Source organism: Oceanobacillus sp. J11TS1 (assembly GCF_018333215.1).
GTDB lineage: Bacteria > Bacillota > Bacilli > Bacillales > Amphibacillaceae > Oceanobacillus.
In genome coordinates this window covers 37920-55762 of the sequence record NZ_BORO01000009.1, presented here as the reverse complement: position 1 = coordinate 55762, position 17843 = coordinate 37920, and the positions used below count along the sequence as shown (strand labels likewise).

Annotated in this window: 19 protein-coding genes, 1 tRNA gene and 2 pseudogenes; 19 read left to right on the top strand and 3 right to left on the bottom strand. The window is 37.3% G+C overall.

Going from position 1 to position 17843, the window contains the following annotated elements:
- Positions 1 to 152: 152 nt before the first annotated feature.
- The gene (locus KI343_RS09255) at positions 153 to 449 is read right to left on the bottom strand and encodes a TIGR04104 family putative zinc finger protein (protein WP_212926132.1); all 297 of its coding nucleotides are present in this window, start codon (positions 447 to 449) and stop codon (positions 153 to 155) included.
- 198 nt (positions 450 to 647) lie between these two features.
- On the opposite strand from KI343_RS09255, the gene KI343_RS09250 reads away from it, so the two are divergent.
- From KI343_RS09250 to KI343_RS20345, 3 genes are all read left to right on the top strand, one after another.
- On the top strand, positions 648 to 2066 hold the full coding sequence (locus KI343_RS09250) for a DHA2 family efflux MFS transporter permease subunit (protein WP_212926131.1): 1419 nt from the start codon (positions 648 to 650) through the stop codon (positions 2064 to 2066).
- 66 nt (positions 2067 to 2132) lie between these two features.
- Positions 2133 to 3035 carry a phosphotransferase family protein gene (locus KI343_RS09245; protein ID WP_212926130.1) on the top strand — a complete coding sequence of 301 codons (903 nt, stop codon included), beginning with the start codon at positions 2133 to 2135 and terminating at the stop codon, positions 3033 to 3035.
- Between the two features lie 23 nt (positions 3036 to 3058).
- Entirely contained in the window at positions 3059 to 3181 is a 123-nt protein-coding gene (locus tag KI343_RS20345) for a hypothetical protein (protein ID WP_280530123.1), read from the top strand.
- A gap of 75 nt (positions 3182 to 3256) precedes the next feature.
- Here KI343_RS20345 and KI343_RS09240 read toward each other — a convergent pair whose 3' ends face one another.
- Entirely contained in the window at positions 3257 to 4174 is a 918-nt protein-coding gene (locus KI343_RS09240) for an AEC family transporter (RefSeq protein ID WP_212926129.1), read from the bottom strand.
- A 302-nt stretch (positions 4175 to 4476) separates the two neighbouring features.
- Here KI343_RS09240 and KI343_RS09235 point away from each other — a divergent pair, with 302 nt between their 5' ends.
- The 8 genes and pseudogenes from KI343_RS09235 (at position 4477) to KI343_RS09200 (ending at position 11013) form a co-directional block, all read left to right on the top strand.
- Entirely contained in the window at positions 4477 to 4629 is a 153-nt protein-coding gene (locus tag KI343_RS09235; protein ID WP_212926128.1) for a hypothetical protein, read from the top strand.
- A 624-nt stretch (positions 4630 to 5253) separates the two neighbouring features.
- Positions 5254 to 5541 (top strand): annotated as a pseudogene (locus KI343_RS09230) (lipid II flippase family protein); the annotation flags it as partial.
- A 173-nt stretch (positions 5542 to 5714) separates the two neighbouring features.
- Positions 5715 to 7418, top strand: coding sequence for an IS200/IS605 family accessory protein TnpB-related protein (locus KI343_RS09225; RefSeq protein WP_244856875.1), 1704 nt, complete (start codon positions 5715 to 5717; stop codon positions 7416 to 7418).
- A 98-nt stretch (positions 7419 to 7516) separates the two neighbouring features.
- Positions 7517 to 8012, top strand: a pseudogene (locus KI343_RS09220) (lipid II flippase family protein); the annotation flags it as partial.
- An 81-nt stretch (positions 8013 to 8093) separates the two neighbouring features.
- Positions 8094 to 9404, top strand: coding sequence for a TolB family protein (locus KI343_RS09215; RefSeq protein ID WP_212926127.1), 1311 nt, complete (start codon positions 8094 to 8096; stop codon positions 9402 to 9404).
- Positions 9405 to 9455: 51 nt separating this feature from the next.
- Entirely contained in the window at positions 9456 to 9842 is a 387-nt protein-coding gene (locus KI343_RS09210; protein ID WP_306432560.1) for a GNAT family N-acetyltransferase, read from the top strand.
- Between the two features lie 319 nt (positions 9843 to 10161).
- Positions 10162 to 10359: a cold-shock protein CspD gene (gene cspD / locus KI343_RS09205; protein ID WP_212926126.1), complete on the top strand. Its 198-nt coding sequence runs from the start codon at positions 10162 to 10164 to the stop codon at positions 10357 to 10359.
- A gap of 198 nt (positions 10360 to 10557) precedes the next feature.
- The gene (locus KI343_RS09200) at positions 10558 to 11013 is read left to right on the top strand and encodes a regulatory YrvL family protein (protein ID WP_212926125.1); all 456 of its coding nucleotides are present in this window, start codon (positions 10558 to 10560) and stop codon (positions 11011 to 11013) included.
- Between the two features lie 134 nt (positions 11014 to 11147).
- Here the strand turns inward: KI343_RS09200 and KI343_RS09195 are convergent.
- Positions 11148 to 11220, bottom strand: a tRNA-Ala gene (locus KI343_RS09195).
- A gap of 434 nt (positions 11221 to 11654) precedes the next feature.
- Here KI343_RS09195 and mntA point away from each other — a divergent pair.
- The 8 genes from mntA (at position 11655) to KI343_RS09155 (ending at position 17823) form a co-directional block, all read left to right on the top strand.
- Entirely contained in the window at positions 11655 to 12062 is a 408-nt protein-coding gene (gene mntA / locus KI343_RS09190) for a type VII toxin-antitoxin system MntA family adenylyltransferase antitoxin (protein WP_212926124.1), read from the top strand.
- On the top strand, positions 12052 to 12468 hold the full coding sequence (gene hepT / locus KI343_RS09185; protein WP_212926123.1) for a type VII toxin-antitoxin system HepT family RNase toxin: 417 nt from the start codon (positions 12052 to 12054) through the stop codon (positions 12466 to 12468). The genes mntA and hepT overlap by 11 nt, the downstream gene beginning before the upstream one ends.
- A 136-nt stretch (positions 12469 to 12604) precedes the next feature.
- Entirely contained in the window at positions 12605 to 13792 is a 1188-nt protein-coding gene (locus KI343_RS09180; protein ID WP_212926122.1) for a DUF4317 domain-containing protein, read from the top strand.
- 175 nt (positions 13793 to 13967) lie between these two features.
- The gene (locus KI343_RS09175; RefSeq protein ID WP_212926121.1) at positions 13968 to 14402 is read left to right on the top strand and encodes a GNAT family N-acetyltransferase; all 435 of its coding nucleotides are present in this window, start codon (positions 13968 to 13970) and stop codon (positions 14400 to 14402) included.
- Positions 14403 to 14541: 139 nt separating this feature from the next.
- Complete coding sequence (locus KI343_RS09170; RefSeq protein ID WP_212926120.1) at positions 14542 to 15534, top strand: LLM class flavin-dependent oxidoreductase; 993 nt, start codon at positions 14542 to 14544, stop codon at positions 15532 to 15534.
- Positions 15535 to 15592: 58 nt separating this feature from the next.
- Entirely contained in the window at positions 15593 to 15868 is a 276-nt protein-coding gene (locus tag KI343_RS09165; RefSeq protein WP_212926119.1) for a YhdT family protein, read from the top strand.
- 43 nt (positions 15869 to 15911) lie between these two features.
- Positions 15912 to 17351, top strand: coding sequence for a sodium/pantothenate symporter (panF, locus tag KI343_RS09160; RefSeq protein ID WP_212926118.1), 1440 nt, complete (start codon positions 15912 to 15914; stop codon positions 17349 to 17351).
- Positions 17352 to 17487: 136 nt separating this feature from the next.
- Complete coding sequence (locus tag KI343_RS09155) at positions 17488 to 17823, top strand: DUF5362 family protein (protein ID WP_212926117.1); 336 nt, start codon at positions 17488 to 17490, stop codon at positions 17821 to 17823.
- The last annotated feature ends 20 nt before the right edge of the window (positions 17824 to 17843 follow it).

Below are 17843 nucleotides of genomic sequence, written 5' to 3'. Positions count from 1 at the left end.
CAACTCCTTTATCATGTTGTTATGAAAGCTTTTCCCGTTGTTTGAGCAGGTAAAACATTATATTATAGAAACAAAGTTGGCAGATGCCTGTCCGTATCTTATGATTGTCTCATCTTCTTCATTCATCTTAAAATATGGCAGCAAACAAGAAGTTAAAAGAAGAATTCCTCTGTGTTTGTCAGCTTTAACACAGCGGGGAAAAGGCTAAGAACAACAATGCTTCCTAAAATCAGCCAGCTGAAAATAAACCAGGCTGGTATATTAAAAGCATTTAGAAGAAGAGCAGCCAACGGAATAATTATTAAAAGTGAAAATTGTATTCTCGATTTTTTAGTAGCGTATTGCTTTTCCTCGCAATAAGGGCAAATATATGCGGTGTCAATAGTAAAAGTTCTTTTCATCGTTTGTTCCCAGGTCCATTTCTGGTGACAATGTTGACATGTTGGCAAGGAATCCCTCCTCTGAATGAATAATTATAAGAATATTATAACATATCAAAAGGTCTCTCACTTCTTAATCTGGATAAGAGATAAGATTTTTCAAAAAAAAGGCTAGCATCTTTTTCGCTTTTCCTTTAATCTATAATAAGCTGTTTTACTATTTCGAAAACCAAAATAAAAATTTAGTGGCAAGGAGACAATAAACATATGAATCAAATACATAGGCCGACCGTTGTGGCCCTGCTGCTGGCGGGGGCTTTTATTTCTATTTTAAACCAGACGTTAATGATTACGGCCATTCCTCCTATTATTATAGAGATGGGCGTGACACCGAACAGTGCGCAATGGCTGACGACTGTATTTATGCTGGTGAATGGGATTATGATTCCAGTCAGCGCATTTTTAATTGAACGATTTACTACAAGACAGCTTTTCTTATCAGCGATGAGTGTGTTTGCCGTTGGAACCTTCATAGGAGGTATTGCGCCTGACTTTGAATTTCTTCTGGTAGCCAGAGTTATTCAATCAATTGGAGCAGGGGTGATGATGCCGCTAATGACAACCGTATTTTTGTTAATTTTCCCAATTAATAGAAGAGGATCTGTCATGGGGCTGATTGGGCTAGTCATTTCCTTTGCGCCGGCAATTGGACCGGTTATCTCCGGCTGGATTACAGAGCATTATACATGGCGTGTATTGTTCTATGTTATTTTACCAATCGCTATTATTGATATTATTGTTGCTTTCTTTGCTTTACGCAATGTAACAGAAGTGAAGAAAACCAAGTTTGATATTTTTTCTGTTATCCTATCTTCCTTTGGCTTTGGTGGCGTTCTTTATGGCGTAACAAATGCAGGGAACTTTGGCTGGGGAGCACCAATCACGCTGGTAACACTAGCTATTGGTATTCTTTCTCTCATTCTATTTATTTTACGTCAGCTTAAAATGAATCATCCAATGCTTGAATTTAGAGTGTTTAAGTATGCTATTTTCCCATTTAGTGTATTTATTGGTTCCATTACGTTTATGGGCCTGATTGGGACAGAGACATTGATCCCGCTTTTTATGCAAAATATGCGCGAATTCACAGCATTTGAAGCTGGGCTGTCCATGCTTCCAGGTGCTTTAATTACAGGATTAATGGGGCCAATCATTGGCAGGATTTTTGATCGGGTTGGAGGAAAATGGATTGTACTGCCAGGGCTGATTATTATTACCTTGGCAACCGTGCCATTTATGTTTCTTGATGTCAATACGACCTTTACGTTTGTGATTATTATGTATGCTGTGCGTATGCTTGGCTTAGCATTAATTATGATGCCTATCCAGACAGCGGCACTGAACCAATTACCAAGGGATTTAATTCCGCATGGAGCGGCATTAGATGGGACGATGCGGATGGTTGCTGCTTCTGTTGGGACAGCAATACTTGTGACCATTATGACATCTGTGGCCACGATGACAGAAGGAAGCGAATCCGTTGCACGCCCTGATATCTTTGGCGTAAATGTATCCTTTGGTATTATCGCCGTCTTGTCTTTATTAACATTAATTGCTTATTTCTTTGTCAAATTTGATCCATCTCCGGCCGAACAGGCAAAACAGAAGAAGGAGAATAGTGCGTGATAAACAATAAAAATCCTCGTTTGTAAAGTTAAACGAGGATTTTTACATAGCTGAAGGAGAGATTTTATGATTTATATCCCTGAAAAATTAGAGCAATGGATTCTTTCCCACTTCTTAAATGAAGCAAGTATTCACTCCATTCGCCCGTTAAAAGGAAGTACTACTGCGCTCATGTATGAAATAGGTTTGGTATTGACAAGCGGGGAAAACATGAAGCTGGTATTACGTCAATATGAGCGAAGTACATTTACTGAAAAGGATATTGAGCAAGAAACAGATAGCCTGAGAATGGCAACACAGCTGACAGTCCCGACACCGCAATGGATTGGTGCTGACCCAGATGGAGAGGTTATCGGAAAACCACTGTTATTGATGAGCAAAGTCGAAGGTGCAGTAAATATTTTGCCAACAAATCAGACTGCATGGTTGGATGAGCTTGCTAAAACATTAGCTCATTTACATGATAATAGAATAACAGATTTTCCGTGGAAGTACGGACGTTATCAGAAAGCCGGCGAAATGGACATTCCGTTCTGGTCAGATAAACCAGAAGTATGGCGGGCTTTAAAGGAAATTATATCGCGTCCCGAACCAAGTTATACACCAATATTTATTCATCGAGATTTTCATCCAACCAATGTACTTTGGGAAGGTACGAAGGTAAGCGGTGTGGTAGATTGGACAAATGGCTGTTTAGGTCCTGCGGGTATTGATGTGGGACATTGCCGCTGGAATCTAGCTATGCTTTATGGTGTGGAGGCTGCAGAGACTTTTTTAATAGCTTATCAAGGAAAAACAAAAACGCAATTTTCCTATGATGTTTATTGGGACATCGTTTCGTTAATGGATGTTTTAGAAGGGCAGCCGGAGGTTTATTCCGGATGGGAAGTATTTGGGAAAACGGATATTACTGTAGAGGTGATGATGAAGAGGATGGATAGTTACGCAAGATCGCTGTTAGAAAAATGAGGGAATAGGGGAAGAGATTGAAGATGAAAAGAATAAATGTTGTCTATGTGTTAATTTTAGATGAGTCAGAAGAGAAGATTTTAATGGTTCAGAATAAAAACCATGATAATTGGTCGATGTCTGGAGGGGCAGCGAAGCAACCTTAATATAGCATCTAAAAAGCCGTAACTACTGCAATTACGGCCTCTCAATAACCAATATCCATGCTGTTTAGATATAGATCAAAACAAAATATAAGACAAATAAATCACAACAGTTACAGTAATGATACTGAAAAGTGTTGAAAATAAAACGATTTGTGCATGCAACTCCGGCTTAATTTGATACTCCATAGCAATCGTTGATGTATTCCTGGAAGTCGGAAAAGAACTTGCGATAAATAAAGATTGTGCAACAACGCCGTCAATATTCAGCAGGTAGATAACAGCAAGTGCCAATAATGGTCCCATTACCAATCTTCCAATTAAAGACCATGAAATGACCCGATGGAAAAAATGCAGCTTAATATTGGATAATTGTGCTCCCAGCAATAAAAGGGCGATTGCAACAAATCCATCGGCAAGCTGATTAAGCGGTATCATAATTGAATTAGGAATTGGAATGGAAAAGGCTTGAAATAGCAGCCCTAATAGCAGTGAATGGAATACAGGCAATCTCAAAAAGGATTGAATAATACCCCCGATTGATTGGGTTGCTGATAATAGATTATAAATTCCGTAAGAATAAGTTAAAAGATTTTGGAAAATCAAAATGAAAATCTGAATTGAAACTCCTAAGGGATTGTTGCTGAAAACTAGTTGACTTACCGGCAGGCCGTAGTTACCAGAGTTCATTAAAGAAATGCTGTTTTTTAGAGCTGCGCTTTCTTCTCTATCTAATTTTAATACTTTGGCAATGACATGACTTACAATGATTAAAATCAAGCTATATAGGATGACATAATAGATTATTTGGAAAAATATATCCATTTCTATATTGATATGATATATGTTCACAAATACAGCCGCTGGCATGAAGCAATATGTAATCAAGGTAGATAATTGTTTCAAGTTAAATTGAAATTTTCTTTGTAACAGAGCGCCAAACAGGGTTAATGCCAATATAGGGAATATCACATCTAATAAAATAAAAATAAACATTTCAAACCTCATTCTTAATTTTTAATCTTTGGAGCGCATTATTTACTAAATAGGCTTTTATCTTATCATAGAAAGAGAGATAACGAAAATATCAAAAAGTTATCTTTTGGAATAATAAAAAATTATACAAACAAAGATTAATAAGATTTATGGAAAGATTTCGCCGATATATGGAATAAAAATTAATCTTTGTAAGTTAAAATGGGAGAAAATTTTAGAAATGCATCTTTATCTCTACAATGGAGATATGTTAAAGCGTAATTTAGGAAGGTAATCCAGAGGAAGTGAGGCAAGTATTTTTTATGATGAAATTACAGGTGACGACGTTTGTTTTAGTCGGAGGAATTATTGGTTTTTTTACGGATGGCGTCATGATAGGTGTTGGAGCAGGAGCTCTTGTTTTTCTAGCCTATAGGCTAGAAAAATTTTTAGGTAATAGTACAAATAATAGCTGAAATGGTGTAAACAATGGAGTGCGGCTGTTTCTTTAAAAGCTGCACATAAAAATAGTTGTTCAAGATTATAGTAGTTTTTTTATCGAAAGTTTAAATGAAAGGGAGGAATCACATGAAACAAAAACGGATATTGCTAATAACAATTGGCATGGTTTTTGTGTTGTTAACAGGAAAGTTACTCTATGCTATTTTGAAAATAAATTGGATAAACGATTAATATTTAATGAGGATGTAGAAAACTACGATAAACGGAGACCAACATATTGTAATGAATTATTTAATGATATTTTCAATTATTCTCAAGTAGATTATGGCAAAAATGTTCTTGAGTGATACGATTGATTTATATTTAGCAAGAAAATAAATTTCTCTTATTAAACAAAACAGAAGCGAGATTTACTAATATCGTCATTAACCAATAGATCGACTTCGTATGAAAGTTTTGTGATTGTTATGTTAATATGGAAGGATGTTATTGAGCTAGCGGGCGAGATTAATTTCATAGCCCTATAAAATGGAAAGGGTCCCAATATGCATTTCTATTAAAAGAATTGCACATCAGAATCAATTTAAATAAATAAAGAAGGTGTACTGTCTTTGGAACATATCACAACACAATTACTAATGATTGCATTATTTATCCTAATCATTCATTCAATCGAAACATTAGCATATTCCGTACGTTTATCAGGTGCAAGGGTGAAACTATTAGCATCGGCTCTTTCCCTATTTAACGTAATGGTTATGGTATCAAGACTAGCAAATATGATGTAGCAGCCTTTTACAGGAAGTTTGATAGATAATGCACCAAAAGAAAATGCTTTAGAGTTCGTTGCTGGTCAATATCGAATTTTAATTGGTTCTGCGACACTAGGAACAATTATTGGTCTACTTTTATTGCCATCGTTTATTATTTCCAAGCGAGAAGACTCCATCCCCCGCGAAGCAGGGTGGAGATGAATCGCCATCCCTGTTCTCCGACCTCCGAAATAAAAATTGCAATCATTTGTTCGTAAAACTATGGAAAAGAAACAAACGTTCCTGTATAATAGGATATAACATATAGAAGAAATGGGGCCTACATAATGGCAATGAGAGCGTTCTTTTCCAACCGAATCTATAAAAATACGCTGCTATCCTCAATGGTACTTGCTATAGGGGATACATTGCGTCAATTTAATCGCGCCAAGCAATTCGCCTTTGATAAAATGGTTAAAGAAAAGCGTTCGGGCGAGCAGCGAAGAAATAAGTCGCTTCATTTGCTCGTCAAACAACAATTCCAACTGGATGACTATTATACCAATAGTGCCATCCAGGCTGCAAAAGCCCAAATAAAAAGTCTTGAAGAACTCAAAACGCTTTACATAACAGATACAAAAGCACAGATCAGTACAATCAAGAAAAAAATAAAAAAGGAACGCAGCAAATTAACCTCCCTAAAAAAGATTAAAAAATCCTTCATCCAAGACAAACCCAAGTTTCCAAAGAACGCTAGAGAACAAAAGAAAGGCCATTACTATACGGTAAGCTACAAAAATTATACAGAAATCTATCCGCATGCATATGCATTTGAACATTTGTATCTAGACCCAAAAATAAAGGGAATCCAACATAAATTAGGCCTTCTGACATCCAGACTCAACCTCAAAGAAGAAGCATTAAGACAGTTAAAGTCCCGCATTCCGAGTGCTGTATTTGGTACAAGAAAATATTTCAAAGCCCAACGCACCAAGGCATGTTATACCGATGATCACGATGCATGGCTAGAAGGGTGGCGCAAGTCCCGCTATAGTAAAATGACACTTTCCGGGAGAAAAGATGCTGCTTACGGCAATTTCGTTTTCCAATATAATCCGGACAACCATCTCTTGCATATGAAGACACCAATTGGACAAGTACGCCTGGAAAATGTCGTGTTTGCTTATGGGCAGGAAATCATAGACGAGGCTATCCAAACGCAGCGTGCTTGCAAGGACAAAAAGAAACATGGCAAACCAATCGCCTGGTCATTGGAAGACCATGGCATGTACTATATCGTCAAGTGTCTGGTCGATGTGGCACCAAATCCACATACCAACTATGCCAAATCGTCCGGTATCATTGGAGTGGACTTAAATGTTGATCATTTTGCCGTTTCCAACATGAACGAAAAAGGACAACTGGTGGCATCTTGTACGATTCCCTTTGACCTAGAGAAAAAAACAACGGGACAGGCTGTTAAAATCATAGAAGCAGCAGCTATTCAAGTGGTAGATATTGCGCATGCAGAAAAGAAACCAATCGCAATGGAAAAATTGGCTATCAGCCCATCCAAAGTGATCAATCCATATGGCAACAAAAAGGCAAACCGCAAAATATCCATGTTTGCCTACCGTAAAATGGTGCAAGCAATAAAAGCCAGAGCAGAAAAGATTGGGGTGGCCGTATTTGAAGTCAACCCTGCCTTTACCAGTCAAATTGGCAAAATGAAATACATGAAACGCTTCGGCATATCCATTCATGAGGCAGCAAGTTTTGTCATTGCCAGAAGAGCGATGGGATTCAAAGAAAAACTTCCACCAGTGTTGCGTGCACTATTACCGGAGAAGATGATAGGTGCGCACCACTGGGCGCAGTGGAAGTATGTTTCTCAACACCTGAAAGAGATTCGCATCCATGCGTTCTATCTTTCAGAACTTTTCGATGTAGACAGGTTTGACCAAACAGGTGAATGCTTTGTTGCAGGCGCTTTGACAGGCATGGAACAAAACAGTTTGTCGAAATTGAAAAGTAGAAAACCCATATCCTAGTTGAACGGGATATGGTCATACGATGTGTATGGTCCGATTTTTTAATCGGAATCCCCCACTTCAAATAAATCAGCAATGATTATTAAGTGGAGGGAGCGTTCAATGCAATTTTTTCGAGAGCAATTATTCATTTAGCAGAGGAGCGAGGATCTATCCCAGCATTATTGAAGAAGGGGTTTACTAAAACGTGCAAAAAAACATATTCATTTACCTAGGTATAGGTATTTAAAAGATATGAATTGGCGAGATATACCGCTTAAATTATTTTTTACGAATATGTTGATTACAGCAATTTATACAATTGGAGTGTTATCAGCACTATATGCGGCGCTGCTTGCACCTGAACGGGCAACAACAGCTGTAATGGCATCGGGCTTAATTAATGGTATAGCCACAATCCTACTCATTGTCTTTATTGACCCCAAAATTTCAATCCTTGCAGATGATGTGATTAACCAAAAGGGGAGTTATATTAATTTAAAAAGTGCATCTATTATGATGGTAACGTCAAGGTTATTAGGAACACTGTTAGCACAAGTATTATTTATCCCAGGCGCAAAGTACATTGCTTGGTTTACTCAATTTATTGTGTAATAGAGAAAAAACAGAAATCCTGCGAGGGAGAAATCATTAGAGAAATATATAATTAGGCTTTATCTTGAAGGGAGGAATCACATGAAACAAAAACGGATATTGCTGATAACAATTGGCATGGTTTTTGTGTTGTTAACAGGAACGTTACTCTATGCTATCTTGAGAGATGATGATTCATATCGCTATTTTACTGGACTTGGAGAAAAAATTAGTGTAGCTCCAGATGATTCAGAAATCGCCTTCTCTTACTTCTTAGACGGTAAAGAATCCGTTTATACAGCAAATATAAATGGCAAGGACGTCAAACAAATCACGAAGTCAACGAACCGGCATGATAGGCATCCAGCGTATTCGCCCGATGGTAAAAAGATTGTTTATTTAAGTGAAAATCCAAACGGAATTCAATCTCTACAGGTGATTAACCAGGATGGAAGCGGAGAAAGGCAATTGACTGACAGTGAGTTTCACGTCACAGACGGCATTTTTTCGCAGGATGGAAATACAATCTTTTTTGTTGCGGTAGAAGCAGAGGAGTTTAAGAAAGGAGAAGAATCAAGAGAAGGATTTGACTTGTTTTCAATAAAGGCAGATGGGAGCCATATGAAAAAATTAACGGATGCCGACCATTTTTCAATGAATCATCTTTTTCTCTCACCGGATGGCCAGACGATTAATTTTAGTGAGTTTGACAGAGAGAAAGAACGAGTCTATTCATACTCACTCGAAGAAGGCATAGTAAATGAGAAAACGTCTATTCTTCCAGAAGAGATAGCAAATGCACAATCATTTTATGAACCGCAATTATCGCCGGATGGAAGGTCTCTTGCGTTTACGGATGTATTAAAGGAATCCCAAGATAGTTCCCTTTTTAAGTATGAATTGTTTTTGCTAGACTTGGAGACGCAGGATATGGAAAGGCTAACCAACTTGAAAAAAGCCGTAACATCTCCAGTGTTCTTCCATAATGAAAATAAAATTGCATTTTTAGAAAATACAAACTGGTCAACAGAGCCAGCTGAGTACCGATTGATGATGATTGATACAGTGACACATGATATCGAAGCGGTTGAACTGGATGCTCCTCCATCTGCGGGCGATAACTGGTTTATCCAAATGCTTGATCGCGCAGTAAATAGCTTAACGCTTGCGATTCTATATGTGTTATCGATGAGTTTATTAAGTGTGTATCTTCTTCATTATACTGGTAAAGCCTATCTGCCTTCCATCATTAGTTTTTTGATTGCCATCATTACATTTGTCGCGAGTTTTGTGGTAGCTGCGATGATTAACCCTTGGTACGGAATGGGGCTTGGCGCGCTGGCTGCTGGGATCTTTGGCTGCTCCATTATCATTGTTTTGTTCATATTTATTTATAAACTGCTTGTTAAATAAAAGGTCTTCGGTTCATATTTTGTTTAGGGAAAAAGTTTGAGGGGGGAGAGCATGGCTGTCAGATTGGAAAAAATGAACGCAGATGAATATCAGCACTATTTAAGCTATACAGTGAAACATTATGCAGAAGAACAAATTAAGTCTGGTAACTGGGAGAAACAAGAGGCAATTAGTAAAGCAACAGCGGAACATGAAAAATTATTACCTAATGGAGAAAAGACGGAAAACAACTATTTGTTTACAATCCGTGACGGGCAACAAGAGGTTGGTATGATCTGGCTTGCTCAAATATCAGCTGAAAAAGGATTCATCTATGATATTAACATTTGGGAAGGAAACCGGGGCAAGGGGTATGGCAAACTAGCGATGGAGGAAATTGAATCTGCAGCTAAAAAGATAGGATTAAAAAAGATCGGACTTCATGTCTTTACACAATAGAGTGCCGAGAGAGCTATATGAGAAGTTAGGGTATAAGGAAACAAATATAAAAATGGAAAAAACTATATAAGTTCTAACTAACAGGGGAAGAGCTGATTCCGTTTAATGGTCTTATTGAGCAAGAAAACGACAATCTGTCTAATGCAGAAAATAGATGGTATCTTTTTTTAGTAACACGTGTTATACTATAAATAACTTAATTGTTCGTGCTAGCAATACAGGATCTATGTCAAAACTAACATTGTATATCATCGTCTTGAATTATTATCAGAACAACTAAAGTAATAAACGTGCATTATGCACAATGGAGGTATTTTATATGAACACAGGTTCAGTAAAATGGTTTAACGCAGAAAAAGGTTTCGGATTTATCGAAGTTGAAGGTGGAGACGATGTTTTCGTACATTTCTCAGCAATTCAAGGCGAAGGTTTCAAAACATTAGAAGAAGGTCAAACAGTTTCTTTCGATATCGAAGAAGGTAACCGTGGACCACAAGCAACTAACGTTGTTAAATAATAATCCTTAATTGGTAAAAAGCTCTTCTTTCGTAGAAGGGCTTTTTATTTTTTGATAGTACATAGAAAAGGAATCAATCAGGGGTAGTAGATAAATTTGTTCTCAAGGTGAGTCAGTTATTTGGTCTCTACAATAAAAACAGATTTGAAAATGGCTTGCTAATTTTCATTGGTTTGAGAGAAGGAGAGTAGAAAATATATGTCTGAGCATAATGATGATTCTTTTCGTGGTATGAATAAAAAACAAAAATTAAGAACAGTTGCTGGAATAACACTTATCTTGGTCTTGGTATTAGGTTTCATTATAGGCATTTACCTGTTTGGGATGGCGGGTGTTTTTAAATTGCTTCGTGTTCAATATACCTCTGTTTGGTCATTGCTTGTTTTCGTAGTCAGTTTTTTCATTCTGTCTGCCGTTATCGAACTGATTTCTAAACCAATGTCAGATTTACTTGCAAAAAAAGTAACAAAAAAACTTGAGGCTTTGTTTATTGAATTCAGTATGCAAAGTCTATCAAATTGGTTATGCCTATCAATAGTTGATTTGTTTATGGATAGTGTCTCATTATCATGGAAAACTGGGCTCATCGTTGCGGTATTGCTTACGACATTCGAAATGGTGTTCGAAGACAAAGCAAATAAGAATGAATCTTAAAAAAACAAATGCTTTGATTGAGTAACGGATGCAGGAATTGCTTCCTGTCTATTAAAATGTTGCTCTCCAATCTTTTTCCAAAAAAAACACTCTACTTATTCAGTGATTAGAATAAGCAAGAGTGTTTTTTGAAGTGGAGCATAGCGGGCTCGAACCGCTGACCTCTACACTGCCAGTGTAGCGCTCTCCCAGCTGAGCTAATGCCCCGATTTAAGAAATGAATCTTTTTATATTATACGATTCATCTATACTCTAGGCAAGTATTTTTTCTGCAATTTTGTCTGGTACATAAAATTTATTTTAACAATAGGGATCGCTTCATTAGTAGTGTTTACTTTATACTATACTATTTTTTAGCAATTAAGTTATGTTCAACTATAATTTTTTTGAATATTAAAACGATGTCATACATTCGTAAAGGGCGGGGAGTTTAGTAAAAAAGGCAAAGAGTTACTAAAACTAGTTAAAGCTGAAGGGAATTAAATGGTGGATAAGTGAAAAATATCTTATCAATAGTATTATATACTTTAAGTGAGAACACACCGATTGAACTAGATGCAGTTTAGAAACACAGTGAATGGTGTTCGTTACTTATCGAAATGGTATAATAATTAAAAAAGTAATTAAAGGGAGCGATTGATATGCAGCAGGAATTGGTTAAACAAATAGAAGATTTTCTTGTTGCAAAGTTTAATCCAACGTTTATTTTAATATTTGGTTCTTTTGCAAAGGGTACACATCATAAAGAAAGTGATTTGGATATTGCTTTTCAATGTAAAAATGCCTCTCCCTCAGCTTACGATATATTTATTGCTGCTCAGGAATTGGCGGACATAGTAAAAATAAATGTAGATTTAATTCATTTGAAAGATGCTTCCACAGTATTCCAAGCACAAATCTATAGCTCAGCTTTACTGATTTATACTCAAGACAAGGATTATTTTTACCAGCAACGAATGACAGCCCTCAGCTCCTATGTGAAATTAAATGAAGAGAGGCAAACGATTTTGGAAAAAATTAGAGAGGAGGGGTCTGTATATGGAGAATGATGTTATTCTTAATAAGGTAGCAATCATTGAAAGATGCCTTATTCGTGTGAAAGAGGTGTATAACGGGAATGCTGAAAACTTACAAGATTACACAAAACAAGATTCTATTATCTTGAATATTCATAGAGCTTGTGAAGCTGCTATAGACCTGGCTATGCATATCATTTCACAGGAGAAATTAGGTTTGCCCCAAACAAGCAGAGATGCTTTTGACATGTTACGAGAAAATCATATCATTACTAATACGATCGCAGGCCGATTGAAGGCAATGGTTGGCTTTAGAAATATTGCGGTGCATCATTATCAATCACTTAATCTCGATATGATGAAATCGATTATAGAGAAGCATTTAGACGACTTTACGACATATAAAAAAGAGATTCTAGACTACCAAAATAGAAAGTAACAACAAGTGAAAATCCTGCATGAACAGATGAAGACCTCTCACTGAATCCAGCTTCTTTTTGTGATAAAATGAATAAATACTGGTGAGAATCCAGTAAAAAGCAATAAGCCGATAAAGAATTAGGGGAGAAACCGTTTTGAATAAAAAAGACATTGCAGATATTAAAAGACAATTCAAGGTAAATAATGATTTATTGAAAATCCAGGATATTTTTAATGTATATATTATGAAGGAATCGAGTGAAATCTATCATTACGAAAGTACACCGTTTGAATTGCTTGAAGAGGAACAGAAGGACCTTTTTATGGCGAACTTTAAGAAGGTGCTGACCGGTCAGCTCGATCAGAAACTATTTGAATTGAAATTTCAACGGGATGTGGAGGATAGCAGTCAGCTTATTCTTCATAAGGCAATGCTCACGGACGATACAGAGGAATGGAAAGAGCAGATGCTTGAACTAGTAGCAAAAATGCTGAAGGATAAACAATATGAAATGGATATTGTGGTCACGTTTATTCATGGCGAGTATTTAAAGCCTACGAAACGGAGCAATGAAGAGACAGAAGAAAGTGGCAGGAACAAAGTTTATTCCAGTCCTTTTATCTTATGCAGTATAAACAAGACGATGGATCCGAAGAAAGAGCTGCTATTTGACTATGTAGAGAAAGAATTCAAATATCATTTTGTTGTTGATCCAGTGATTAATTTAAAAGCTCCAATTGGCGGATTTTTATTTCCAACCTTTACCGACAATGCAGCAGATGTAAATCATGTTCTCTATTCTGCGGCAAAACCATATGAGTTGGATTATCATTTTATCGAGGAAGTGCTGAATGCAGAAGAAGCAATGACAGCAGAAGATGATAAGATTGTATTTGAAGAGATCGTAAAGGACGTCGCAGGAGACCAGATTAATACAACGACACTGGCTAACGTATATGATGAAATCCATCGTGTCGTAGAAGAAAACGAAGAGTCTGAGACACCAACATTAGACTATCGTGATGTGGAGAAAGTATTAACAAGCAGCGGTGTTCAGGACATCGATTCGGAAAGGGTGGAGTCCGCTTTTAAAAAGGTAATCGATGATGAGACCTACGAATTGAAAGCAACAAGTGTTGTGCCGAAATATACATCGAAGTCAATTAAAATTAAAACAAAGGTTGCTGACATTAAAGTGAGTCCGCAAGATTTGCGTTATGTTCGTCAAACGCACTTGGACGGCAAGCTCTGTTTGATGATTGAAGTAGAAGAGAACACGGTGATTGAGGGCTTTGAAATGATTCCAGAAGTCCTTTTCAAAAAGGTAGAAGAGGAAGAATAAAGAGAGAGGTCCCCTGGTCAAAAAGGCTAGGGGTTTTTTACGGTCGAGAGACGATACGAAAATGAGTCCATAGATAAATAAACCGTTACATTTACGAGCATGGTAGGTTGCTTTATAATAAACCTTATTATGTATCAATATCCTGTGATGAACGGACTTGGAGAGGGGAATAGTGATGAAATATAAAAGAGTAACAGAAGAAAAAGATTTGCAGAAGGTATTCGAGATTAGAAAAGAAATCTTTGTGAAGGAGCAGGAGGTGGCTGAGGAAGAGGAATTTGATAAATTTGATTCTCTGGATGCCCCTTGTGATCATATTTTAGTATATTACGATAATAAGCCTGTGGGCACAGGAAGAATCAGGGTAGTAGAGGAAGTAGGAAAATTAGAGCGAATCTGTGTTTTAAAGTCTTATCGTAAATACGGTCTAGGAAAAACGATTGTTCAGTCCTTAGAAGAAATGGCTGTAGAAAAAGGATTAACCCGTGTGAAGCTCCATGGTCAAACACATGCAGAGGGATTTTATCACAAATTGGGATATGAAACAGTCTCAGAAGAATTTATGGAAGACGGTATTCCGCATTATCTAATGACGAAACGAATGAATTAAAATTTATTATTTCCAAGTTTACAACGCTGATTTCAAGAGAAAAAGAATAGTGGAACATGAATTAAAAAGCATAAATGTTGAACAGTGGACATGAATGCTTTTTAATTGTCTAAAGAAGAAAAAAAGGAAAGTGTTTAAAATGAAATTAAGCGTATTAGATCAATCCCCAATATCTATGGGGGACACTCCAGAAACGGCATTACAGCATACCTTAGCGTTAGCAAAATGGACGGAAGCGCTCGGTTACCATCGTTATTGGGTGGCAGAGCATCATAACACGAACGGACTAGCCATTTCTTCTCCAGAAATTGTAATGTCGCGTATTGCTTCGGTAACTAGTCATATTCGAGTAGGGTCTGGCGGTATTTTACTTCCACAGTACAGCTCTTATAAAATTGCTGAGAATGCAAAAACATTAGCAGCTTTTTTTCCGAATCGGATTGATATCGGTGTCGGAAATTCTCCTGGAGGATCTCCGTTAACGCGGGCTGCATTGACAGATAATCAAAATAGGAGCCTGGCTGAATTCCCGAGACAGGTTGCCGATTTACAAGGATTTTTGCATAATTCCTTGCCCCGGGATCATCCATTTCGTTTAGTAAAAGCAGGACCGCGTATTGAACAAGTACCGCCGCTTTGGGTATTAGGTTTATCGGAGCGTGGAGCGAGCAATGCGGCGGAATTAGGAACCGGTTTTGTTTTTGGTCATTTTATTAATCCGGAAAATGGAGTGAAAGCGCTCCGTACGTATCATGAAAATTTTTCTCCATCTGTTGTTTTGAAAGAGCCGCAGTCTATTGTCTGTATCTTTATTGTGTGTGCAGAAACGGAAGAAGAAGCAGAAGAACTTGCTATCACACAGGATAAATGGTTATTAAATGTTGGCAAAGGTTTGGGGACAAAAGTAACGTCTGCAGAAGATATTCGCAGGGGCAAGCTAAGCCAGGAGGATAAAAAGATTATCGAGAAAAATAGAAGAAGATGTATTATTGGTACACCTGAAACCGTGAAAAGGCAGTTAGTAGAATTACAGGAAAAATACGAAACCAATGAATTTATGGTGATTAATAATATTTTTGATTTTGAAGCGAAGAAAAAATCATATCGTCTGCTGGCAGAGGTAATGCTCTAGAATAGAAGCATGCTATAATAAAAAGAAAATAATTTTACAGGATACGAGGAGTTACATTATGAAAAGAAAAGAATGGATGGATAAACGTTATAAAACGGCAAATCGGGAAGCTTGGTTCGGTGTAGGTCTTTTTATATTTAATTTTATTTGGTGGTATGGCTTTGCCTATGGACTTGGGAGCAAATCTCCAGAATCCTATCATTATATATTAGGTTTTCCAACGTGGTTTTTCTTCAGCTGTATCCTTGGGTTTATTGTGATGATGATTTTAACCATTATCGTAGTCAAATACTTTTTTAAAGATATGTCTTTAGAGGCCGAAGAGGAAGAGTAAAAGAAAGACATTTTTATTCTACATAGAACGAAGGGGTTCAGCCATGAATTGGGAAGCAGTTTTACCTTTATTTATATTTATTACAATTGTTTTTATAGTAGGGATCTGGGCTGGAAAATTTATTAGCCGGTCAGATTCTTTTTTACAAGAATATTTTCTTGGCGGCAGAAGTCTCGGTGGATTTGTTTTGGCGATGACACTAGTTACTACTTATGGCAGTGCGAGCAGTTTCCTGAGCGGGCCGGGTACAGCTTATAATGAAGGGCTTGGCTGGGTGCTTTTATCCATGACGCAGCTTGCAACAGGTTATTTTGTACTTATGGTGTTGGGGAAGCGTTTTGCCATTGTTACGAGAAAATATCAGGCGGTTACGATTGTCGACTTTTTAAAGGAAAGGTATCAGTCGAAATGGGTTGTGATCCTTTCGGCAGCAAGTATTTTGATATTCTTATTTTCGGCGATGTCAGCACAATGGATCGGAGGGGCACGCCTAATCCAATCTTTAACAGGGATATCATACTTTGCGTCCTTATGTATTTTTTCACTTGCTGTTTTAGTATATGTGGTAGTTGGCGGATTTCGGGCAGTAGCCATAACGGATGGAATTCAGGGAGTTATTATGTTTTTTGGGACGCTTGTTTTACTTATAGCGGTAATTATCGCTGGAGGCGGCGTCTCTCAGATTATGAGTGACCTTGTTGCAGAAAATCCTAATTTGATTACGCCGTTCGGTGCAGATGGAAGCCTATCCCCCGCTTATGTCTCTTCTTTCTGGGTATTAGTGGGTGTTGGTGTCGTTGCTCTCCCGCAGATTGCTGTTCGTGCCATGTCCTATAAAAATGCAAAATCACTCCATCGAGGTATTCTTATTAGTACTTTTGTGGTTGGTTTTATTATGTTAAATATGCATTTAATCGGTGTTTTTGGACGAACTGTCCTTCCTGGAATTGAAATTGGGGATACAGTGATGCCGGAGTTAGCGCAAGCGGTTTTACCAGGCTGGGTTGCGGGGATTGTTTTAGCTGCACCAATGGCGGCGATTATGACAACAGTGAATTCGTTGCTGCTGATGGTAAGCTCTACGATTGTAAAGGATGTCTATTTAAATTATGTCCATCCCGATGCAGGGGATAAGGCGATCCGTAAATGGAGTATGGGTATTACCGCATTAATAGGAATCATCGTTGTTTTGATGTCGCTGCAGCCTCCTGATTTAATTATTTGGCTGAATTTATTTTCAATGGGTGGCCTAGAGGCTGCATTTATCTGGCCGATTATACTTGGGCTTTATTGGAGAAAAGGGAACAAGTATGGAGCAGTTGCTTCGATGCTCGTTGGAGTGATCAGTTATATTATTTTTGAAACATTTTATCCACAGCCATTTGGAATGCATTCTGTAGTGACCTCCATGCTTCTGGCTTTCGTTGCGTACGTTTCGGGGAGTTTATTATATAAAATGCCTGCGAATAATTTGGAGAAGTAATTTGTATAAGGTAGATTTTATCTTTAGAATAAAATAGCTGGAAAACAAACCCATGAATCATCCAATTTGAAAAACGTTTAATGGACCGATAGTAGGGAAATATAGTAATAAAGACATTATAAAAAGTGGGGATTTCATGGAATACTTAGACAGAGAGAATTTAAAAAGAATATCAACATGGGGAAAAGTTGTAGGAATAACATCTATTATAATGGGTGTGTTATCTATTATTATAAGTTTAGTTTTCAGTCCAGCCGGAATCGTTTCTGGTGTGATTTCCATTATAACTGGCTACCTTTTTTACCAGACAGGTACGGAAGCTTCTGGTATTATATCTTCCGATGATTTTACGGCAGGTAATGTGAATGTGCTATTAAATAAGTATGGAAAATTATTATTAATAATGGGAATTCTAACGATTATTTCGTTAATAGTGCTTATTCCATCAATTATTTTCTTAATAACGATGTGATGTTAAAAGGGAATAAGGTA